Below are 19,423 nucleotides of genomic sequence, written 5' to 3' on the forward strand. Positions count from 1 at the left end.
AATAGTAAGGGGCACCTGCACCAGCGCCGACTCTGCCAGCTTTACAGCCTTGTTTACGCCAATTGCTTCGCTCAGCACCACTAATTTTTGCTGCCATTGCTCGCCCAGCGGCACGGTGCGCTGGTGGCGCAGGCGCTGTGTATAAGCCAGGCCTCCCAGGAACCGGAGCAGCATCACGAGCATGCCCATCAGCCAAACAGTAACAAGGAGTGGCAGGTGCTGGTCGAAATACTGGTTAGCAAGTGCCAAAGGGCCTGGTGAGGCAGTGCTGGCAAGAGCAGGCGCTGCAGCGTAAGTGGCTGTTGCTGTTGCATCGGTAAGGAGAGGAGAGGTAACCCCAATAGCCTCAGGAGCTTTGCTGTAGTACCAGCCAAAGGTTACAACCGAGAGCAGGAGTTGCAGGAGCAGAGCCCCTCCGGCCATGCTATAGCGCAGGCTGGCGGCATGCCGTTGCAGCAGCACCAGCAACAGGCCCAGTACCAGGGCTATAAGCGCACCCTGCCAGAGCGAGTGCAGCAGCGTCCAGCCCAGTGCATGCACCAGCGCTTCAGAAAATAATTGGGCGATAAAGTTCATGGTTTACCTCCTTCCAGTTTATCTAATAAATTCCTGATTTCATTTAACTCCTCCTGCGATGTCTCCCGGTTGCCGAGCGCCTGCATCACCAGTTTAGAGGCGGAGCCCCTGAAGGCGGTATCGAGAAAGCGGTTGAGGAGCTTGCGCTGCGTGTCTTCTTCCTGCAGCAGTGGCCGGTAAATGTGCGTACGGCTCGATTTGTCGGGAGCAAGCATGCCTTTTTCCGTCATAATCTGCATAAACTTGAGGGTGGTAGTGTAGCCAACCTCTTTCGCCTTATTCAGTTCTTCGTTTACAAACCTGACGGTAGAGGGGCCGTGCTGCCACAGTAACTGCAAAATTTCGAGTTCTGCTTCTGTTGGTTTCTGAGATGGTTCTTTGCTCATAGTTGTCTTGTACTAAAGGATTTAAGCCGACGTCTATGCTAATGTACGAATGTTTTCGTAAAAAGGAAATGTATCTACGATATTTTTCGTATTTCTTTTTCTGAAGTAGCCGTTAGTGTCTTAAAATCTTTTTGCACAAGTCATTTAAGTAGAGTGGCTCCTGTTGCTGCCTTGCCAACCTAGAGAATCGGTTGCGGGCTTAGTGTTGGGCAAGCGCAGACTTAATCATGATAAACTCTGTGATGTTATCCATGTTGATAACGCCGGCAAGTCTGCCGTTTTCCAGCACAGGGTAAAGCGGCACCTTGTTCTTTTGCAATTCTGCATAAGCCTCCGATAACTTGTCCTGCACATCAAAAGTTCTGACCTCTGTCGTCATGATGTCGGCGATGGGCGTTTGCATCTGGTCGTTTTTCACAGCTTCTATAAGTTGTGCTCTGGTAAGCGTGCCGGTTACCTGCCCCTCCTGCTCCACCACAAACTCGTGTTCAGAGCCTTGCAGCAATTTGTTTAGTGCCTCCCGAACAGTGTCGGTGGGCGAGAGGGCAACAAAGTTGGTCATCATGCCTTCGCGTACACGGTGGCCCTTCAGGTAGTCGAGGTGCTGCACCATTATGTTTTCGGAGTGCGCCCCAAAGAAAACAAAAATGCCGATAAGTATCAGAAACGGGTTGTAAAAGAAACCGATAAACACAAAGAACATAGCCAGCAGCTGCCCCAGGTTGGCTGCAATTTGTGTGGCGCGTACACGGCCCAGCTTAAAGGCCAGCAATGCCCGCAGTACCCGTCCGCCATCCATCGGGAAGGCTGGTATGGCGTTAAAGAAAACCAGCATCAGGTTTACGAACAGGAGCAGGTACAGGAAATTAGCCGACGAAATGGGGCTAAAAAAATCTTCGGAAGGAAGTTCGCGCATAGGCGGCAGCACCAGGTACAGCAACAGCGCAATAACCACGTTTACGGCTGGTCCGGCAATGGCTATGAGTAGCTCCTGTTTCGGCTTGCTGGGCATTCGCTCCAGACTGGCCACGCCCCCTATGGGCAGCAACGTAATCATTTTAGTATCGATGCCGAACTTCCGGGCCGTAAGCGAATGCCCCAGCTCATGCAGCACCACGCAAACAAATATGGTGAGCACAAAGCCAACCGAGAGCAAGGTGGTGGTCATATCGCTGCCGCGTCGCATTTCCGAAAACACAATCCAGCCAATCAGGATAAGGAATGTCCAGTGAACCAGGATTTTAATGCCTGCTACTCTGCCTAAGTTTAAAGACCATTTCATACGCCAGTTGTAAATTTAGTATCTGTTGTAACGGGAGTTGATGGCAAAAGGCTGCCTGTCTGGTGGTATGGCTTCAGGCAGAAGCAGGAAGTTGAGCACCTTGCCTTGATCACGAATCAGCAATTGGGGTAGGGGTAATTATCGGGCTTAGGAAATAAAACAAGGCCTGTGCTACTGTGCAGGTATCACAGGCCTTGTACCGCCAGATTATTCAAATGAAAAAGGCCTTCTGAAGGCTTTTGTAGATTTTAGACGTTAGACCTTTAGTTCATTAAGAGTTAAAAATTGAGGATTTCACTTACTGGTTCATCTTCAAATTTCCAAATCTTCACATCTCTAAATCAACCATTAAGCCATTCAGCAATCAGCAACCAAATTTTTCAAATGAAAACAGCCTTCCAAAGTGTTTTTGGCCTTTGTAGTGCCAAGGGTATCCGTTATCTCTGCACGGTAAACTGCTCAAAGCCAGTCAGGCTTTCTAATTGCTGCACCTCTACCTGCTCCACCCTGGCGCGACTGGGGCCCTTATGCGCCCACTCTTCCAGCTGCTTTAGCGCTTCTGGTGTGCCTTCGGCTTCTATGTAAACGGTACCATCGGGCTTGTTCTGTACAAAACCTGTCAGGCCGAGTTCACGGGCTTTGTCTTTCGTGCTTTCTCTGAAGAAAACGCCTTGTACTTTGCCGTGTACTCGAATGGCAATATGGCTCTTGCTCATGTGGCTTTTCTGTTTTAGGAGTTACATGCTGCTGCTATACAAAAAGGCATAAGCGGCCGCAGGCTAAATTACCTTTGGCCGTTATTTTCTGACTTTTAATTTGCCGTTGTACTGGTTTAATCTGCGAACAGTTCGCTTAGGTCGCGGCCGTTGTAGGTAAAGTCCTCGCCTCGCTGCAGAAGGTACTGCGCATACCTTTTTACAGAGTTAAATTCTTTTTCGAAACCGAACAAGAGTAAAGAACTGGCACACTTGTGCAGCCTGATGGGCCAGTTATGCCAGTTCTGGGCAGGGTCCGGGTTTTCGATCAGCTTTTCTTCCTGCAGGTTCCAGCCCCAGGCCAACAGGAGCAGTTCTACGCCCCGCAGGTAATTGTGTATGTATTCGGGGTCCTGCTTCAGTTCCTGCACTTCCTCGTCCATCACGGTCCAGGCGAAGCCGTGGCTGCTGGGTTTATCCACGGGGAACATCCACCAGTCGTAATGCGTGTTATGAAAGCTGTTCCAGTCTTTGGCAGCGGCCCATTGCTCGAATTGCTCAAGTTGCTCGGCCTGGCGTAGCTTTACGCCTGCTACGCCTTTAAAAGCAGCATCAGTATTTTTGGTCATAGTAGTTAAGGTTTTGGTTTAGGGGCAGCAAGTGCAAAAGCATCGGCTGTTTTCGCAAATATCAGCATTCAGCACAAAACCTGCTTCCTGCAAATGTTTTTTGTTTTACGGAATAATGCATGGCAGTGTGGCTCCCGCAGTAGTAAACTGCAAAAGAACAAACTGCAGGCTTCCTCTCGTTTAATGTATAGGTCTAAAAATAGGCGTTTTCTTTATTCTGGCTGTAAATATGCAGCCAGCATCAAATTATACTTTAGACATCAGGAAAACGAAACTTCAATTCCCTGATATCTAAAGTATAACACAACACAACAAGTCGTCAACACTGCATCTTGATACTTGTGTCCTTTTACTTATATTGTAATTTACTGTACCTGCTATTTTAGTTTAAACCTGTATGTCATTACTTTTCAACGATTTTATAAGCTGGGAAAAGCATTGCGCCGAAACCGGTGAACAGCTGTACCAGCCCGTGCTGGCTTACGAAATAGAGCAGAAAGGCCGCACCGAAGCTTTTATTTGGCAGAACCTGGCCCGTGCGTATGTGGTAATGAAGGAAGCGGTGCAAACCGGCCTCACCGACGACATGCGCTCCCGCTCCGGCATGGTGAACAACAGTGGCAAAAAAGTGGCGAATGCGCCGGTAACGGTGCTGTCGGGGGAGTTTCAGATGCTGGTGGCGCGGGCTCTTAGTGCTAAAGAAGTAAACTCCTGCATGGGGCGTGTGGTGGCTGCACCTACTGCGGGCGCATCGGGTATATTGCCAAGCACACTCACCACGCTGCAGGACCTGCACCAGCTCCCAGACCAGAAAATTCATGAAAGTTTGCTTGTGGCTGCCGGTATTGCCTTAATTATAGAGCAGAATGCCTCGCTGGCTGGGGCCGTGGGTGGTTGCCAGGCCGAAACGGGCAGTGCTGCTGCTATGGCCTCCGGGGCTATTGTATATTGCCTGGGTGGCGATGTGGAACAGGTGTTTACGGCGGTGGCTATTACCATACAATGTATGCTCGGCCTGGTGTGCGATCCGGTGGCGGGGCTGGTAGAGGTGCCCTGTATTGTGCGCAACGCCAGTGCTGCTGCCATTGCGTTCTCGTCGGCACAAATGGCACTGGCAGGTGTTAATGCGGTAATTCCGGTAGACCAGTGTGTGGCTGCCTTAGGCGAGGTAGGCGAGAGCATGGAGCGCCGCTACAAAGAAACAGCTGAAGGCGGACTTGCCAACACCCCAAAGGCCCGCGAAATAGAGAAGCTGGTGCTGGTGCAGGATGTAGACATTTTGCCAGACGAGCCGGAAGAGCCGTAGGCAAATTACCTTTGTTGGCAGCTTAGTTAGAACGTAAGTTAGAGGAGCAATTATTTAAATGAAATTACCCTTCAGAAGGTTTTTTGTCTGAATTTAGCTGAGGGAAATTTTGGTTGCCTGTTCTCTGGGCAGCCTACGCACAAAGCAGCAGCTCCTCTGGCCATGTAGCAAGAGGAGCTGCTGCTTTTAGAATAAAGTGTAGTGAGCTTAGTTAATGCTTATTTGCCTCGAAATGCTTTCTTCCAGCGAAATCAGCGTTTCGGTGCGCGACACGCCCGGAATAGCCTGCATTTTCTCGTTCAGAACCTCGCGCAGATGCTTAGTATCGCGGCAGATCAGTTTTACGAACATGCTGTAGGAGCCGGTAGTGTAGTGCAGTTCTACAATTTCAGGTATCTGCCGCATCAGTTCCTGCGCTTCTTTGTAAGCAGAACCTTTTTCGAGGTAAACGCCTATAAAAGCGCAGATGTCGAAGCCGATGGCCGATGGGTTTATGAGCAGCTGAGACCCGGTTACAACACCCATCTCAGTTAGTTTTTTCATCCGCACGTGTATCGTACCCCCAGAAACATTCAGTTCTTTGGCAATATCGGTATAGGCGCGGGTCACATCCTGCATCAGGAGCTGTAAAATCTGGCGGTCCAGTTTATCAATTTCGTAATTCATATCGAACTAAAGCTTTTGTGTACTTTGCTTTTGATAAAATTAAGGCAAAAGGTGTGGTAATATTTTAATGATAAAAAATAAATGTTGTTATTTTGGTAAAAGTATGCAAATTTTTGAAGCCATAACAGGCTCTTTGTTATTAATTTGATAAAAATTTCTGAAAATGCTGTTTTAAAGGTATTCTGCTTCAATTAAGCCTCCACCCGGAAATTATCTGCTAAGCAGAAATCTACCGCTTTCCTTAAATAAACTTGAGATGGCAAAAGGAACATAAATGTGTGCTGACTGGCGCGCAACTTCTGTTTCGCCGCCTCTGGCAGCTTGAAATCACTTTTGCAGGATAGCACATAGTTAAAGTCGGAGGAGACTTTGTACAGGCAGGCACGTTAGGACACTTGGCAAAATTCTAACAAAAACCCTTTTGAAGGCTGTTTTCATTCGAATAATTTAAGTTAATAATATATTTCAGGGTATCTATATTCCTATAAATATATCACTATCACAAGCTGGAAGCTCGCAGCAGCGATAGTTATTTGTTATAATTACACACATGTAGAAGTCTTCATGTGTTGTACATGTGTGTAATTTGATTTACAGACTGCGGAAAACCATCTCAGGATTCAGTCTTAGGCAATTTTACAGCAGCTACAGTAGCTCATGCCAATGGCCTGAAACAAAAAAAGCCTGCTGACGGTGGTGGTGCAGCAGGCTCTTTACATTTATTTGCTTCTTTCTTTCCAGAGCTGGTTAAACGATTTGGGTGCTACCACCAGCGGTTCACGGCGTTTGCTCCAGGTGTCTTTCAGCACGTATTTCAGCACATAAGTTTTTATGCCAGCCGGTGCCAGGTTCAGCAGCTTCCGGCTTTTCATGGCTTTGGTCCAGAGTTTAAAGGCGGTTTGCTCCTGCTTATCGGCCATGCCCATTTCCACGCTTTGCTTGCGGTTGAGCAGGAGCAGGTTGTGTATGTTTATTTTTACGGGGCAAACGGAGGTGCAGGCACCGCACAGGGAGCTGGCAAAACTCAGGTGCTTGTTATCGGCCATGCCGTTGAGGTGTGGCGTAATTACAGAACCAATCGGGCCGCTGTAAGTACTCTCGTAGGTGTGGCCGCCAATATTTTTGTACACAGGGCAAATATTCAGGCAGGCGCCGCAGCGAATGCAGTTCAGGGCTTCGCGCTTCTCGGGCAGGGCCAGCAGTTCTGTGCGGCCATTGTCGAGCAAAATCACGTACATTTCCTCTGGGCCATCGGTTTCGTGGGGCTGCCGCGGGCCGGTGAGCACTGTGTTGTAGACTGTTACGTTTTGGCCAGTGCCGCTGGTGCTGAGCAGGGGCCAGAACAGGTCGAGGTCCATGATAGAGGGCAGCATTTTTTCGATACCCACAATGGCGATATGCGTTTTCGGGAAGGTGGTGGAGAGCCTGCCGTTGCCTTCGTTCTCGGTTATGGCTACACCGCCTACATCGGCCAGCAGAAAGTTGCCACCCGTAATGCCGATCTCTGCTGCCGTATATTTGGCTCTAAGCAACTTGCGCGCCGTCAGCACCAGTTCCTGGGCATCTTCGGTGGGGGCAATTTTAAGTTTGCGCACAAAAAGGTCGGCAATGTCTTTTTTAGACATGTGCATGGCCGGCGTTACAATGTGGTAGGGCCGCTGCTCGGCCAGTTGCACAATGTATTCGCCCAAATCGGTCTCCACTACCTCAATGCCGTTCTTCTCCAGGAAATCGTTCATATGAATCTCCTCGGTTATCATCGACTTCGACTTTACCACCGACCGTGCCCGCTTGCGCTTCATAATGGCACCTATCTCGCGTAGCGCCTCTTCGGCATCGCGTGCCCATATTACCTTTCCGCCCCGCGCCGTAAAGTTAGACTCAAACTCCATCAGGTACTTGTCGAGGTTATTGATAACGTTGGTTTTGATAAACGACGCCCGCTCCCTGGCCAGTTCGTGGTCGGTGTACTGGGTAAGGCCGCGTTGCACAGCCGCATTGTATTTGCCTATGTTAAACCGGATGGTGGCCCGGTGGTTCAGATCAAAAGATTTTGTTTCCGCATCCAGCAGAAACTGTTTTAATTTACTCATACAAACTTCTCCTACACTTTTTCCCGGTAGTAGCTTTATCAGGAACTCCTGATAAAGAGAAAATAATTTTAAAGATAACGAAAGAATACTTCTATGCTATACGCCTGCCCCGACTTATAAATAAGTTGCGCCTGCTCCTCAGCCATTTAACAGCCGCTGCAGGTGGTTGTTGTGTGCCGTAAAGTACGTTTTTGCTTTTCAGGTTTACATGTGGCCTGGTGATGGCTGCAGCATGTTGGTTGCTGCAGATAACGCAGTTGAGCAGCAGGAGTTTTGAAGTTAAGGGAAATAGGAACTGGTGCAGGTGTTACAGCAGCAACTGACATTATAATACTATAAATGGTCAGGAGGCTTAAACAGCAATTATTCAAATGAAAATGGCCTTCCGAAGGCATTTGAGGCTTTATGCCTCCAAGGGCTGTAATAATTTATAAACGGCCTGGTTCGCTTATCGGCGCGTAAATCTATACATCTCCGGAAGGCGAGGCACAAGTAGCGAGGTACAAGAATATTTTCCTGCTGCCAGATGCTGAGAAATGCCTGTTAGGAAGCAATGATGATTGCGGAAGTATAAATTTGAATTTGACGAAGTAATAGAGCTATATATTTTTTTCTTTTTATTTGAATGAATGTTTGTTAGTAAGAATATTTTTGTACATCTTTAACTCAAGAAGGTTGTTGAGTAAAGAGTTTAGTTTAGTTAGATTAGTTTTGGGTGCTTTTTAAGCCGGGATGTGAATCATCCCGGCTTATTAGCTTTATAAGGATTTATGTTTAAGGTCAAAAGACGCAGGTCGCAAGACTTTTTTGAAGTTATTAGATACGAGTGAAGAGTTGATTATTTTCTATTTCTGCACTGGGTATTCATTTCCAGATTTTCTCATTTTCAAATTGAATAAGTGGCACATCAGCACATTAAACCATAAGAAACTGATGCGGCTGCTACACCTCATAAAACAAAAAACCACCCTGCTGCACAGGGTGGTTTTTTGTTTTAAAATACCGGTAGCTTCAGGCACTAAAAGCTATTTCTTGTTGCTGTCTACTACAATGCGGTTTTCGCGGTTGGCCAGTTCCCAGGTAACATGGAAGGCAAGGCGGGCTACCTTCTCGGCACTTTCGAAAATAATTTTATCTACCGAGTCGGTTACTTTATGATAATCGTCGTGCACACCGTTAAAATAGAAAATAATAGGGATGCCGTGCTTGGCAAAGTTGTAATGGTCGGAGCGGTAGTAGAAGCGGTTCGGGTCGTTTTCATCGTTAAAAGTATAGTCGAGCTTCAGGTTCACGTGCTGCTTATTTGCCTCCTCGTTTATCTGGTGCAGCTCCGACGAAAGCTTATCTGACCCGATTACATAGATGTAGTTGCTGTCGCTGGTTTTTTCGTAGGTGTAATCCATGCGGCCAATCATGTCGATGTTTATATTGGCTACGGTGTTGGCCAGCGGGAAAACCGGGTTCTCGGAATAGTATTCTGAGCCAAGTAAGCCTTTTTCTTCGGCTGTCACTGTCATAAACAAGATGCTGCGGCGCGGGCCAAAGCCATCTTTCTTTGCCAGAGCAAAAGCTTCGGCCAGTTCTATAACAGCCACAGTGCCGGAACCATCGTCGTTAGCGCCGTTAAAAATCTGGTCGCCTGTCAGGGTTGTGTCTTTGCCTACGTGGTCGTAGTGTGCTGTTACTACAATTATTTCCTCTTTTTTGTCGGTTCCTTCTATAAAGCCCAACACGTTTTCGGTTGGTACGGGTGTGTTGAGGCGCTCGGTCTTTACCTTTACATTTTTAACTGTGCTGAAGGTGCCCGGTGTTGGTTTGCCTGCCTTTGCAACGGCTTTGGCATAGTCCGTCATTTTTGTGGGTGTGGTACCCAACAAAGCAGCACCTACCTGTGGCGAAATAAAAAAGGCAGCAGCACTTGCTTCGGTAGCACGCTTCAGGCCAAGCGATGCCCTGTCGGCTGCATGGCGATAACGGCCGGTAAGGTTTGTAAATTCATCGGCGGTAGTACCTGTTACAATAAGCACACTTTTAGCACCACGTTTAGTTGCAGCATTGCGCTTGGTGCGGTAATCATTGCCCCAGTCGGAGGCTTTGTTGGTACCACTGATGAGCATATTGCCGTTGCTGCCTTTGGGTTCGCCTGCCAGCACCACTACCATTTTGCCAGTTACATCCAGGTTGGCGTAATCGGAGTATTTGGCATCGTCTATGCCGTAGCCGGCAAATACAATCTCTGCCGTCTGCTCTGTCTGGTAAGGGGAACTGCCAAGCACAAAGAAATCCTGGCCCATCAGAAACTTCTGGTTGTTGATGCTGATGTAGCCTTCGCCCCACTGTGTCTGCTCCAGCTCAAACTGCTGGTAATACGGGTTGCTGCCTTCTTTTACCGGACCCGCCAGGCCATCTTCCTTAAACTCGCGGGCAATGTACTCGGCTGCCATTTTCTGGCCTTTGGAACCCGTGTCGCGACCTTCGTACTCATCGGAAGCCAAAATATGCAGGTGCTTCGAGAGATCAGCAGCCGTTACAGTGGCAGCATAGTCAGAGGCTTTTTCGCGGAGCCTGGCGGCATCGGTAACCGGTGCCGTAGCCGTGGCGGTTGAGGAAGTATTGGAGGAGGAGGCACAGCCAGCCGACAGAGCGGCTACAAGTGCATACACGTAAATTAAATGGTGCTTCATGGTTGAGATGTAGGAGTTTGTAGTGTGGGTTTTCTTGTTTCAGTCAGGTTAAAGTTTAGAAATGAGCACGGTGGCAAAAGCTGCTACGCCTTCTTTCTTACCAACAAAACCAAGGTGCTCGGTGGTGGTCGCTTTTATCGAAATGTCTTCTTCTGGTATGTTCATTACAGCTGCCAGGCAGGTTTTCATGGCCGGGATGTGCGGGTTTACTTTTGGCTCCTGCAGGCACACCGTAGAGTCGATGTTGCCGATTTCGTAGCCTTCGCGGGAGAGCAGCTGCACGACCTCCTTCAGCAGAATTTTGCTGTCGATGCCTTTGTACTGTGGGTCTTTGTCGGAGAAATGGAAGCCGATGTCGCGCATGTTGGCGGCACCGAGCAGGGCATCGCAGATAACGTGTATCAGCACATCGGCATCGGAGTGGCCGAGAGCGCCATGCGTGTGCGGTATTTTAATGCCGCCGAGCCAGAAGTCCAGTCCTTCGTGCAGTTGGTGCACATCGTAGCCAAAGCCTGTTCTTATCTTCAGTTTCATGAATGGTATAATAGGTTGCTGTATGTCCACCTGCTTCTGGTGGCAGAAAGTAAAATTAGCTTAAAATGTTATTTAGTTGCTAATGCACATGCCTTTTCTGGCTATATACCTGGTCTGAGGCAAAAAAGGTATAAAAAAGAACAGCCAGCTGCGCGTGGCAACTGGCTGTAGCTGTTGGTTGTATATATAGAAAGCACCTTTGGCCTAAAGGCCTTGCTCCTCCTTCAGACAGCGTCTTGCAAGAGAAATCGATTCGGCCGCAGGTGTCGGAAATTTGCTGTCTATTTTTCAGCTTCTTCTAAAACCGGATAATCGATGTATCCTTTTGGGCCAGGCATATAAAAGGAGGTGTTATCTGCTGGCTGCAGCTCCTCGTGCTGGGCAAAGCGCTCCACCAGGTCCGGGTTCGAGATAAAAGGCACGCCAAAAGCCACCAGGTCAGCATCGCCGTCGGCAATTACTTTGTTCCCTTTTTCCTGATTGAACCCTTTGTTAATGATCAGGTTGCCGTTGTAGAGCGGCCGGTAACGTTTGGCTATGTATGGTTCGGCAAAAGGAACCTTGCTAACATCGCTGAACGGCTCCGACAGGTGCAGGTAGCTCAGGGTATAGTCGCTGCTCAGGCGGCCCACAATATAATCGAAGGTTGGGATGGTTTCCTCATCGATGGTGATACCGAACTGGCCGTGCAGGCTGGGGTTCAGGCGTACACCTACGCGTTCTATCGGCATAACTTCTTTTATGGCATCAAGCACCTCGAACAGCAGGCGGGCCCGGTTCTCGCGTGAGCCACCGTAGGCATCGGTACGGGTATTGGAGCAGGTTACAAAGAACTGGTGGAACAGGTACCCGTTAGAAGCATGAACTTCTACACCATCGAAACCTGCTTCTACCGCGTTTCTGGCCGCGTTTTTAAAATCCTGCACGATTTGCTGAATTTCGGAAATGGTTAAGGCCCGTGGTGTAACAGTTGGTTTAAAGCCTGTTTCGGTAAAAGCCTGGTCGTCGGGGTTAATGGCGGAAGGAGCTACCGGAAACTCTCCGTTATGAAAATCGGGGTGCGACATGCGGCCTACATGCCATAGCTGCGCAAATATTTTGCCGCCCTGTTTGTGTACGGCAGCCGTTACTTTTTTCCAGCCTTCTACCTGGCCCTGTGAGTAAATTCCCGGCACATTAATGTAGCCTACTGCTTGTGTTGAAACAGGCGTGCCTTCCGAAATAATAAGGCCGGCACTGGCCCTTTGTTCATAATATTTCGCAATAAGATCTGTCGGGGCTTTCTCTGGGTTATCGGCGCGTGAGCGCGTCATGGGAGCCATTACGATTCGGTTTTTAAGCGCTAGGTCGTGGAGTTTTATGGGTTTTAAAAGTGGTTGTGACATGTTTGATCGGTTCTACTATAGGTAAAAAGTTTATTTCTTGGATTAGCTTTTAGTATATAACGACTTGCTAATCCCAGGCAGGTGAGAAATCTGGTGTAACTACGCGCCTGTTTTGTGCCCGAAGCGTATCAATCTGCGCCACGTCATCGGGTGTGAGTTCAAAGTCGAAAATCTGGAAGTTTGATTTTAGGTTGGCCTCGCTCGAGGTGCGTGGTATGGCCAATACGTCTTGCTGCTGCATCATCCAGCGCAGCGTTACCTGAATTTCGTTTTTGCCGTATTTCTCGCCTATTTCTTTTAGCAACTGGTTCCCTATTATCTCGCCTTGTGCTATGGGGCTGTAGGCGGTGAGGGCAATACCTTTGCTGCGCAGGTAGTTCTGCAGCTTCGTCTGGTCTATGAGCGGGTGGTACTCAACCTGGTTGGTAACGATATCGGCACCCAGCGCCAGTGTTTGCTCTACCAGCTTAATCGGGAAATTGCTGACGCCGATGTGTTTGGTATAGCCTTTTTCGCGTGCCAGCACCAGTTGCTCCACCGTTTCCTCCAGCGGAATGTCGGGGTTTGGCCAGTGAATGAGCAGCAGGTCTACGTAATCGGTTTTGAGTTTCTGCAGGCTTTCCTCTACCGATGGCAGAAAGTCTTTTTTAGTAAACTTATCGAACCAGACTTTGGTGGTCAGGAAGATTTTGTCGCGTGCTATGCCCGATGCTTTTATGCCGCTGCCCACTGCTGCTTCGTTCTGGTAAATCTGGGCGGTGTCGATGTGTGTATAACCTTCGGCAAGGGCTGCTCCTACCATGCGCAAGGCTGTATTATCGTCGAGGTACAGGGTGCCAAACCCAAGTGCCGGAATGGCGGTGTCTTTTACGTTTATAAAATTCATAGTTTAAGGAATTCGATTTATGTACATTATTTGTGTATACAAATATTTATCTAAATTTTTTTAGCCTCTCAGTTTGTCGAGTAATTGGCTTACCTGCACTGCTTCCTGCTGGCTCAGGTTATGGAGCCGCTCCAGCAACGCCGGAAAAGTGGCATCTACTTGTTGTAGCTTTTCCACACCTTTTTCAGTTATGCGCACCTCAATCATGCGGCGGTTGTTGGGGCAGGTAATTCTGGTAACGTACCCTTTCTCTATCAGTTTATCTACCAGGCGCGTTACGTTGGAGTTACGGTCTACCATCCGCTCCTGAATTTCGCCGAAGCAAACAGGTTGTGGGTGCTGGCCACGCAGTATCGCCAGCACATTATGCTGCTGCAGCGTCAGGTCAAGGTCTTTAAAAAATGGCATTACCTGCTGGTTTACCCAATTATTTGTAAAAAGCAGGTTTGCGAGCAGACGGCGGTAATCATCTTTAAAGTCTTTCTGATGTAGTTCGTCTTCTATGCGCATGGCCTTACTAAATGTGTTGCAAATGTAATGTTGTTATTTGTATATACAAATGTTTGAGGAAAAAAGTTTAATCATTTTAAAAAACAACAGGAGCAGCAGCTTCCACCCTTGAATCAGATTTGTGAGAATTGCTTTTGGAGGGTGTTTTTATTAGGATAATCAGGTGGGTAAATAAATGGCTGTAGGTGCAAAATTATCTATAGCAGGAGTCGTTCTCATTTGAAGCTGCTCTTGTACGTTAAAGGCCGCTGGTGTGAGTTTTTAGTTTTACCTTTCTTGCTTTGAGCTAAAGCCTGTAAAGAACCACTTGATATTACCCATTTCAGCTTATCAGGGGCATGAAAGTACGAGCTACAAGCTCGCACCAGCGAACGATAAAACAAGATAAGGCTTGTAGCACGTGCCTTTTTCGCTTCGAACTAAAGCCTATAAAGAACAACCTGAAGGTTAACAAGAGCATGAAAGTATCAGCTGCAAGCTCGCACCAGCGAACAAAACGTAAAATGGAGCCTTAAAAAGTCATTTCAACTCATAGCCACCCTTGACTAAAAACTGGCTAAAACCTGTTGGAAGGCTGTTTCCATTTAAATAATTTATATTCAGATAGTTTTCCTATCCGTTTTTCATTAACCTTCTATAAAATAAAAGGAGCCACAGTTTTACCTGCAGCTCCTTTTATTGATCAGATTATAGCTTAGGCCACTTCAGCTGGCTCTGTCTTCTTTTCGGCCTTGTAGAGCAAGGTAGAGCAGTTGTTCGGGTTCAGCACCTGCCTGGCGAGGCGCTGAATATCTTCCGGCGTTACAGCTTGTACCTTTTCACCTTCCAGGTTCACGTGGTTGGCATCGCCCATCAGTTTGCCATAGGCCAGGTTCATGGCGCGGTTCAGGAGTTCAACCTCTGAGTATACAATGCTGGTTTCGGCCTGATTTTTTACTTTGTTCAGCTCTTTCTCATCTACCAGGTCATTCATAAACTGCTGATTAATAGCCTCGATAGCGGCATTTGCCTCCTGCAGATCCACACCTTCGTTCAGCTTACCTTGTATAATAAGAAGCCCCGACTCTAAAGACCCGGACACAGAAGCGGAGATAGAGTTGAATAGCTTCCGCTCCTTCACCAGCTCGTTGTAAAGCCTAGACGATTTTCCCCGGCCTAGCATGTCGCTCACCAGGTCGGCGGCGTAGTAGTCTGCGTGGGTGCGGGCGGGCATGTGGTAGGCTTTGTAAATAGCATCCATCGGAACGTCAGCAGATGTCTCCAGCACCCGCGGCTCGGTTTGCGCTGGCTCCTCGGGCAGGTTGCGCTCATACTTTGTGCCTGCCGGTATCGGGCCAAACCACCTCTCGGTCAGTTCCTTGGCCCGCTCAAAGGTAACATTGCCTGCCACCACTAAAATAGCGTTTGCCGGAGAGTAATGTTTCTTGAAAAACGCCTTTACGATATCCATAGTGGCGTTCTCAATGTGCGAAATCTCTTTACCAATAGTAGCCCATTTGTAAGGGTGCTGCTGGTAGGCCAGTGGGCGCAGCTTGAGCCATACATCGCCATAAGGCTGGTTCAGGTAGTTCTGCTTAAACTCCTCTACCACCACCTTGCGCTGCACTTCGAGCCCGTTTTCGCTAAAGGCCAGCTCCAGCATCCGGTCCGACTCCAGCCAGAAACCTGTTTCTATGTTCTGGGCTGGCAGCGAGAGGTAATAGTTCGTGATGTCGGGGCTGGTGAAGGCGTTGTTTTCGCCTCCTACCCGCTGCAGCGGCTCATCATATACCGGAATGTTTTTAGAGCCACTGAACATCAGGTGCTCAAACAGATGCGCAAAGCCGGTATGTTGCTCGTCTTCGTCGCGGGAGCCTACATTGTACAGCACGTTCAGCACTGCCATTGGCGTGCTATGATCTTCGTGCACAATTACCTGCAGGCCATTATCAAGTGTAAATTCTTTAAATTCTATCATGTTTCGTTAGATGTTAGATGCTAGATTTTAGATGATAGACAACAGACTTTAAGGATTTAGCAATCCTTTTCTTTAGCTTCAAAAGAGTTAAAGAAAAACATCTATGCTCCAGCAATATTTTTCCTTCTTTACCTAAAGTCTAACGTCTAGTATCTACTATCTAACATCTATTAAAAGCAAAATTAAAAAAACGCGCCATATTTTCAGGGTTTAGGCTAATAGATTAACTTGCCAGATTATAACGAAGTTTTGGTTTTTGGAGATGAATTTCAATCGTAAAGAATATACCGACGACGAATTGCTGGACCTTTACAAGGCCATTCTGAAGCCCCGCATGATCGAGGAGCGGATGCTGGTGCTGTTGCGGCAGGGCAAGGTAAGCAAATGGTTCTCAGGTATTGGGCAGGAAGCTATATCGGTAGGGGCGACGCTGGCGCTGGAGCCAGACGAATATATTTTGCCTTTGCACCGGAACCTGGGCGTGTTCACTAGCCGGCACGTGCCACTCGACAGGTTGTTTGCGCAGTTCCAGGGCAAAAAAACAGGCTTTACCAAAGGCAGAGACCGCTCCTTTCATTTCGGCTCCAACGAGCACCACATTGTGGGCATGATTTCGCACCTGGGGCCGCAGCTGGCCGTAGCCGATGGCATTGCGCTGGCCGACCTGCTGGAGCAGAAAGAGAAAGTTACGCTGGTGTTCAGTGGCGATGGCGGTGCCTCCGAAGGCGACTTTCATGAAGCCCTGAATGTGGCGGCGGTATGGGGACTGCCGGTTATTTTTATGATCGAGAACAACGGCTATGGCCTCTCCACACCCAACAGCGAGCAATTTAAATTCCGGCACTTTACCGACAAAGGCCCGGCTTACGGCATAGATGCCCTGCAGATAGATGGCAACAACGTGGTGGAGGTGTTCGATACGGTACGCCAGGCTGCTGACAGTCTTCGTAAAAGTCCGCGGCCGATATTAATAGAAGCTGTTACGTTCAGGATGCGCGGCCACGAAGAAGCCTCTGGTACCAAATACGTGCCACAGGAGCTGTTTGAGAAATGGGTGAAAAAAGACCCCGTGGTTACTTTCGAAAAGTATCTGCTCGATGAGCTGGTGCTGACGCAAAAGACCCTGGATAGCATACGCGAGGAGATAAAACAAGAAATTGAGCAGGCGCTGGAAACTGCCGGAGCCACGCCTCTGCCAGAAGCCGACCAGCAGGAAGAACTGGCCGATATGTACAAACCGTTTGAGCAGCAGGTGGTTGCACCTGCCACCGATGCCCGAACAGAAAAACGCTTTGTAGATGCCATTTCGGATGCTTTGCGCCAGAGCATGGAGCGCTACCCGGAGCTGGTGCTGATGGGGCAGGATATTGCCGAATATGGAGGCGTATTTAAGGTAACGGAAGGTTTTGTACAAGCCTTTGGCAAAGAGCGGGTACGCAACACTCCGCTTTGCGAATCGGCAATACTGGGTATTGGCTTGGGCATGTCGGTGCGTGGCAAGAAGAGTATGGTCGAAATGCAGTTTGCCGATTTTGTGAGCAGCGGCTTCAGCCAGATAATAAATAACCTGGCCAAGAGCCACTACCGCTGGGGGCAGCACGCCGATGTGGTGGTGCGTATGCCAACAGGAGCCGGAGCAGCTGCAGGGCCGTTTCACTCGCAGAGCAACGAGGCATGGTTTGTGCATACACCTGGCCTGAAAGTGGTATATCCATCATCGCCTTACGATGCCAAAGGCTTGCTCAATGCTGCCCTCGAAGACCCGAACCCGGTAATGTACTTTGAGCACAAGCTGCTGTACCGGGCCGTATCGCAGCAGATACCAGACGACTATTATACCATTGAAATAGGCAAAGCTAATTTAGTGGCAGAAGGAGACGATCTTTCGATAATTACGTATGGCATGGGCGTGCATTGGGCAAAGCAGCTGCAACAGGAAATGCCGGAAGTCAGTTTCGACATACTGGACCTGCGCTCCCTGCTGCCCTGGGATAAAGAAGCCGTACGCGCAACAGTTGCTAAAACAGGCCGTGTTATCATTCTGCACGAAGATACGTTAACAGGGGGCATAGGTGGCGAAATAGCTGCCTGGATTGCCGAAAACTGTTTTGAGCTGCTCGACGGGCCGGTTACCCGTGTTGCCAGCCTCGACACGGCCGTACCGTTTTCGCCACCGCTGGAGCAGGAGTTTCTGCCAAAGCAACGCCTGCGCCAGAAAGTAGAGGCGGCACTGAACTTTTAAATATAAACTTGAACGATATGTTAAAGCCAAGATTTCTGCTGCTCACCGTCCTGATATTGACTTTGCTTGCCAGCCCGGCCTGCCAACGGAAGGGGCTGAAATGCCCGAAGCCAAGCAAATCGAGTGCAACAATAGGAGGACCGGGAGGTAAGAGTATAGAAGGAGTAAAGGTGCAGACAGATAAGAATGGCTTGGTAAAGAAAAAAAAGTTCTTCTAAGTTTTATAGTTTATAACCAGAGTCTTAAATTTCAGCATAATTTAAGAGGGTAGATGGAGCTATGGACAAGACATGTGTAAATGTGAAAGGGTATAAGGTAAAACCGATAATCGGGTTGTTACTTTTGTTGTTGGTGCAATCAGCAGCTATGGCGCAAATAAGCCATTCACCTTCCGCTTTCCAGCAAAGTGAGGAACGAGCAGCCGCTGCAAAACAGAAAGAAGAAGTTGAAAACATTTACCAGCACACACACCTCAATGTTCGCAGCCCAGGTACGAAGAAAGAGGAAACAAGCCGGCAGAAGGTAATTCGAACTGAAAAGCGAAAACTCCGGTTCAATAAAAAAGGGAAAGCCGTAAAGCGCAGGCACGACTATAGTTTGCAGAATCAGTAAGCTTCTATTTGGCAAAGCCTTCTGTTTAATAATTGGTTAGTCGACGGAACCTGTTTTACGTAATTAGTTAAAGTTTTATATAAAGAAAATAAACAAGATATTATGAATTGGCATCCACTTACAAGTGCAGAGCAGTTAGACACGGTTATAGAAGAATCGAAAAGTGCACCTGTGGTCATTTTTAAGCATAGCACCTCTTGCTCTATTAGCGCCACTGCTAAAAGCAGGCTGGAGCGGCAGTGGGAAAAAGCAGGTGTAGAACACGTTAAGCCTTATTACCTCGACCTGCTGCGGTATCGCCCTGTATCGAACGAAATTGCTGAAGTGTTGCAAGTGCAGCACGAGTCGCCGCAGCTGTTACTGGTGCAGGATGGTGTCTGCACCTACAATGCCTCGCACCTGGGCATAAACCTGGAGGCGCTAAAGAAAAAAGTAACGGCGTAGAGATACTAAAACAGCCTCTACGCCGGTTATCTGATCAGACCATTTTTGGGAGTTGTTCCACACGGAACCTAACTTCCGGAAATGGTCTTATCTGTACTGAAAGGAAATGGTTTGTTTAACATCGGGGTGCAGGCTTAGGGCAACCGGGCACGTGCGGGCAGCGTTTTCGAGCATGGCTTTCTCTTTGTCGGTGTAGTTATGGGCTGGCATCGTAATGGCAACCACTACCTCGCCTATTCGGCGTGGCTCAGCAGCCATCATTTTAGTGATGTCCATTTCCATGCCTTCTATGTTAATGCCGGCGCGGTTTGCTACAATGCCCATAATGGTCATCATGCAGCTGCCAAGCGCAGCGCTAACCAGGTCGGTAGGAGAAAATGCCTCTCCTTTGCCATTATTATCTACCGGAGCATCGGTTATAACAGTGTTGCCAGAAGCAAGGTGTTGGGCCGCGGTACGCAGATCGCCTTTGTAAATACTATGAATGGTTGCCATGTTGCTAACTATAAGTTTGATAAGAACGTAAATTTAGATAG

Annotated in this window: 19 protein-coding genes; 5 read left to right on the forward strand and 14 right to left on the reverse strand. The window is 48.4% G+C overall.

Annotated features, from left to right (window positions below):
- From FVR03_RS14665 to FVR03_RS14685, 5 genes are all read right to left on the reverse strand, one after another.
- On the reverse strand, nucleotides 1-576 hold a 576-nt coding region (locus FVR03_RS14665), incomplete at its 3' end, for a M48 family metalloprotease (protein ID WP_222707240.1).
- On the reverse strand, nucleotides 573-962 hold the full coding sequence (locus FVR03_RS14670; RefSeq protein WP_147922514.1) for a BlaI/MecI/CopY family transcriptional regulator: 390 nt from the start codon (nucleotides 960-962) through the stop codon (nucleotides 573-575). The genes FVR03_RS14665 and FVR03_RS14670, both read right to left, overlap by 4 nt.
- 199 nt (nucleotides 963-1,161) lie before the next feature.
- Nucleotides 1,162-2,244, reverse strand: a complete 1,083-nt coding sequence (locus FVR03_RS14675) for a site-2 protease family protein (RefSeq protein WP_147922515.1) — start codon at nucleotides 2,242-2,244, stop codon at nucleotides 1,162-1,164.
- 437 nt (nucleotides 2,245-2,681) lie between these two features.
- The gene (locus FVR03_RS14680) at nucleotides 2,682-2,960 is read right to left on the reverse strand and encodes an acylphosphatase (RefSeq protein ID WP_147922516.1); all 279 of its coding nucleotides are present in this window, start codon (nucleotides 2,958-2,960) and stop codon (nucleotides 2,682-2,684) included.
- A 116-nt stretch (nucleotides 2,961-3,076) separates the two neighbouring features.
- Entirely contained in the window at nucleotides 3,077-3,568 is a 492-nt protein-coding gene (locus tag FVR03_RS14685) for an opioid growth factor receptor-related protein (RefSeq protein ID WP_147922517.1), read from the reverse strand.
- A 397-nt stretch (nucleotides 3,569-3,965) separates the two neighbouring features.
- On the opposite strand from FVR03_RS14685, the gene sdaAA reads away from it, so the two are divergent.
- The gene (gene sdaAA / locus FVR03_RS14690) at nucleotides 3,966-4,874 is read left to right on the forward strand and encodes an L-serine ammonia-lyase, iron-sulfur-dependent, subunit alpha (protein ID WP_147922518.1); all 909 of its coding nucleotides are present in this window, start codon (nucleotides 3,966-3,968) and stop codon (nucleotides 4,872-4,874) included.
- 207 nt (nucleotides 4,875-5,081) lie between these two features.
- On the opposite strand, the gene FVR03_RS14695 is transcribed toward sdaAA, so the two are convergent.
- The 8 genes from FVR03_RS14695 to FVR03_RS14730 all read right to left on the reverse strand — a co-directional run bounded on the left by FVR03_RS14695 (nucleotide 5,082) and on the right by FVR03_RS14730 (nucleotide 15,589).
- A complete protein-coding gene (locus FVR03_RS14695) occupies nucleotides 5,082-5,540 on the reverse strand; it encodes an Lrp/AsnC ligand binding domain-containing protein (protein WP_147922519.1) in 459 nt (152 codons plus the stop codon).
- Between the two features lie 719 nt (nucleotides 5,541-6,259).
- Nucleotides 6,260-7,633 carry a LutB/LldF family L-lactate oxidation iron-sulfur protein gene (locus tag FVR03_RS14700; protein ID WP_147922520.1) on the reverse strand — a complete coding sequence of 458 codons (1,374 nt, stop codon included), beginning with the start codon at nucleotides 7,631-7,633 and terminating at the stop codon, nucleotides 6,260-6,262.
- A gap of 1,025 nt (nucleotides 7,634-8,658) precedes the next feature.
- Complete coding sequence (locus FVR03_RS14705; RefSeq protein WP_147922521.1) at nucleotides 8,659-10,317, reverse strand: M28 family peptidase; 1,659 nt, start codon at nucleotides 10,315-10,317, stop codon at nucleotides 8,659-8,661.
- A gap of 48 nt (nucleotides 10,318-10,365) precedes the next feature.
- Nucleotides 10,366-10,851 (reverse strand): 2-C-methyl-D-erythritol 2,4-cyclodiphosphate synthase, encoded by a 486-nt coding sequence (gene ispF, locus FVR03_RS14710; protein ID WP_147922522.1) that lies wholly within the window; start codon nucleotides 10,849-10,851, stop codon nucleotides 10,366-10,368.
- Nucleotides 10,852-11,132: 281 nt separating this feature from the next.
- Nucleotides 11,133-12,236 (reverse strand): alkene reductase, encoded by a 1,104-nt coding sequence (locus tag FVR03_RS14715; RefSeq protein ID WP_147922523.1) that lies wholly within the window; start codon nucleotides 12,234-12,236, stop codon nucleotides 11,133-11,135.
- Nucleotides 12,237-12,303: 67 nt separating this feature from the next.
- The gene (locus FVR03_RS14720) at nucleotides 12,304-13,122 is read right to left on the reverse strand and encodes an aldo/keto reductase (RefSeq protein WP_147922524.1); all 819 of its coding nucleotides are present in this window, start codon (nucleotides 13,120-13,122) and stop codon (nucleotides 12,304-12,306) included.
- Nucleotides 13,123-13,182: 60 nt separating this feature from the next.
- The gene (locus FVR03_RS14725) at nucleotides 13,183-13,632 is read right to left on the reverse strand and encodes a MarR family winged helix-turn-helix transcriptional regulator (protein ID WP_147922525.1); all 450 of its coding nucleotides are present in this window, start codon (nucleotides 13,630-13,632) and stop codon (nucleotides 13,183-13,185) included.
- A gap of 694 nt (nucleotides 13,633-14,326) precedes the next feature.
- Entirely contained in the window at nucleotides 14,327-15,589 is a 1,263-nt protein-coding gene (locus FVR03_RS14730) for a M16 family metallopeptidase (protein WP_147922526.1), read from the reverse strand.
- 262 nt (nucleotides 15,590-15,851) lie between these two features.
- On the opposite strand from FVR03_RS14730, the gene FVR03_RS14735 reads away from it, so the two are divergent.
- From FVR03_RS14735 to ytxJ, 4 genes are all read left to right on the forward strand, one after another.
- The gene (locus tag FVR03_RS14735) at nucleotides 15,852-17,831 is read left to right on the forward strand and encodes an alpha-ketoacid dehydrogenase subunit alpha/beta (protein ID WP_147922527.1); all 1,980 of its coding nucleotides are present in this window, start codon (nucleotides 15,852-15,854) and stop codon (nucleotides 17,829-17,831) included.
- A 17-nt stretch (nucleotides 17,832-17,848) separates the two neighbouring features.
- Entirely contained in the window at nucleotides 17,849-18,049 is a 201-nt protein-coding gene (locus FVR03_RS14740; protein ID WP_255474227.1) for a hypothetical protein, read from the forward strand.
- A gap of 61 nt (nucleotides 18,050-18,110) precedes the next feature.
- Nucleotides 18,111-18,443 (forward strand): hypothetical protein, encoded by a 333-nt coding sequence (locus FVR03_RS14745; protein WP_147922528.1) that lies wholly within the window; start codon nucleotides 18,111-18,113, stop codon nucleotides 18,441-18,443.
- 102 nt (nucleotides 18,444-18,545) lie between these two features.
- Nucleotides 18,546-18,887: a bacillithiol system redox-active protein YtxJ gene (ytxJ, locus tag FVR03_RS14750; RefSeq protein ID WP_147922529.1), complete on the forward strand. Its 342-nt coding sequence runs from the start codon at nucleotides 18,546-18,548 to the stop codon at nucleotides 18,885-18,887.
- 87 nt (nucleotides 18,888-18,974) lie between these two features.
- Here ytxJ and FVR03_RS14755 read toward each other — a convergent pair whose 3' ends face one another.
- Nucleotides 18,975-19,382: an OsmC family protein gene (locus FVR03_RS14755; protein WP_147922530.1), complete on the reverse strand. Its 408-nt coding sequence runs from the start codon at nucleotides 19,380-19,382 to the stop codon at nucleotides 18,975-18,977.
- Between the last annotated feature and the right edge of the window lie 41 nt (nucleotides 19,383-19,423).

It is taken from the genome of Pontibacter qinzhouensis, assembly GCF_008017455.1.
Lineage (GTDB): Bacteria > Bacteroidota > Bacteroidia > Cytophagales > Hymenobacteraceae > Pontibacter > Pontibacter qinzhouensis.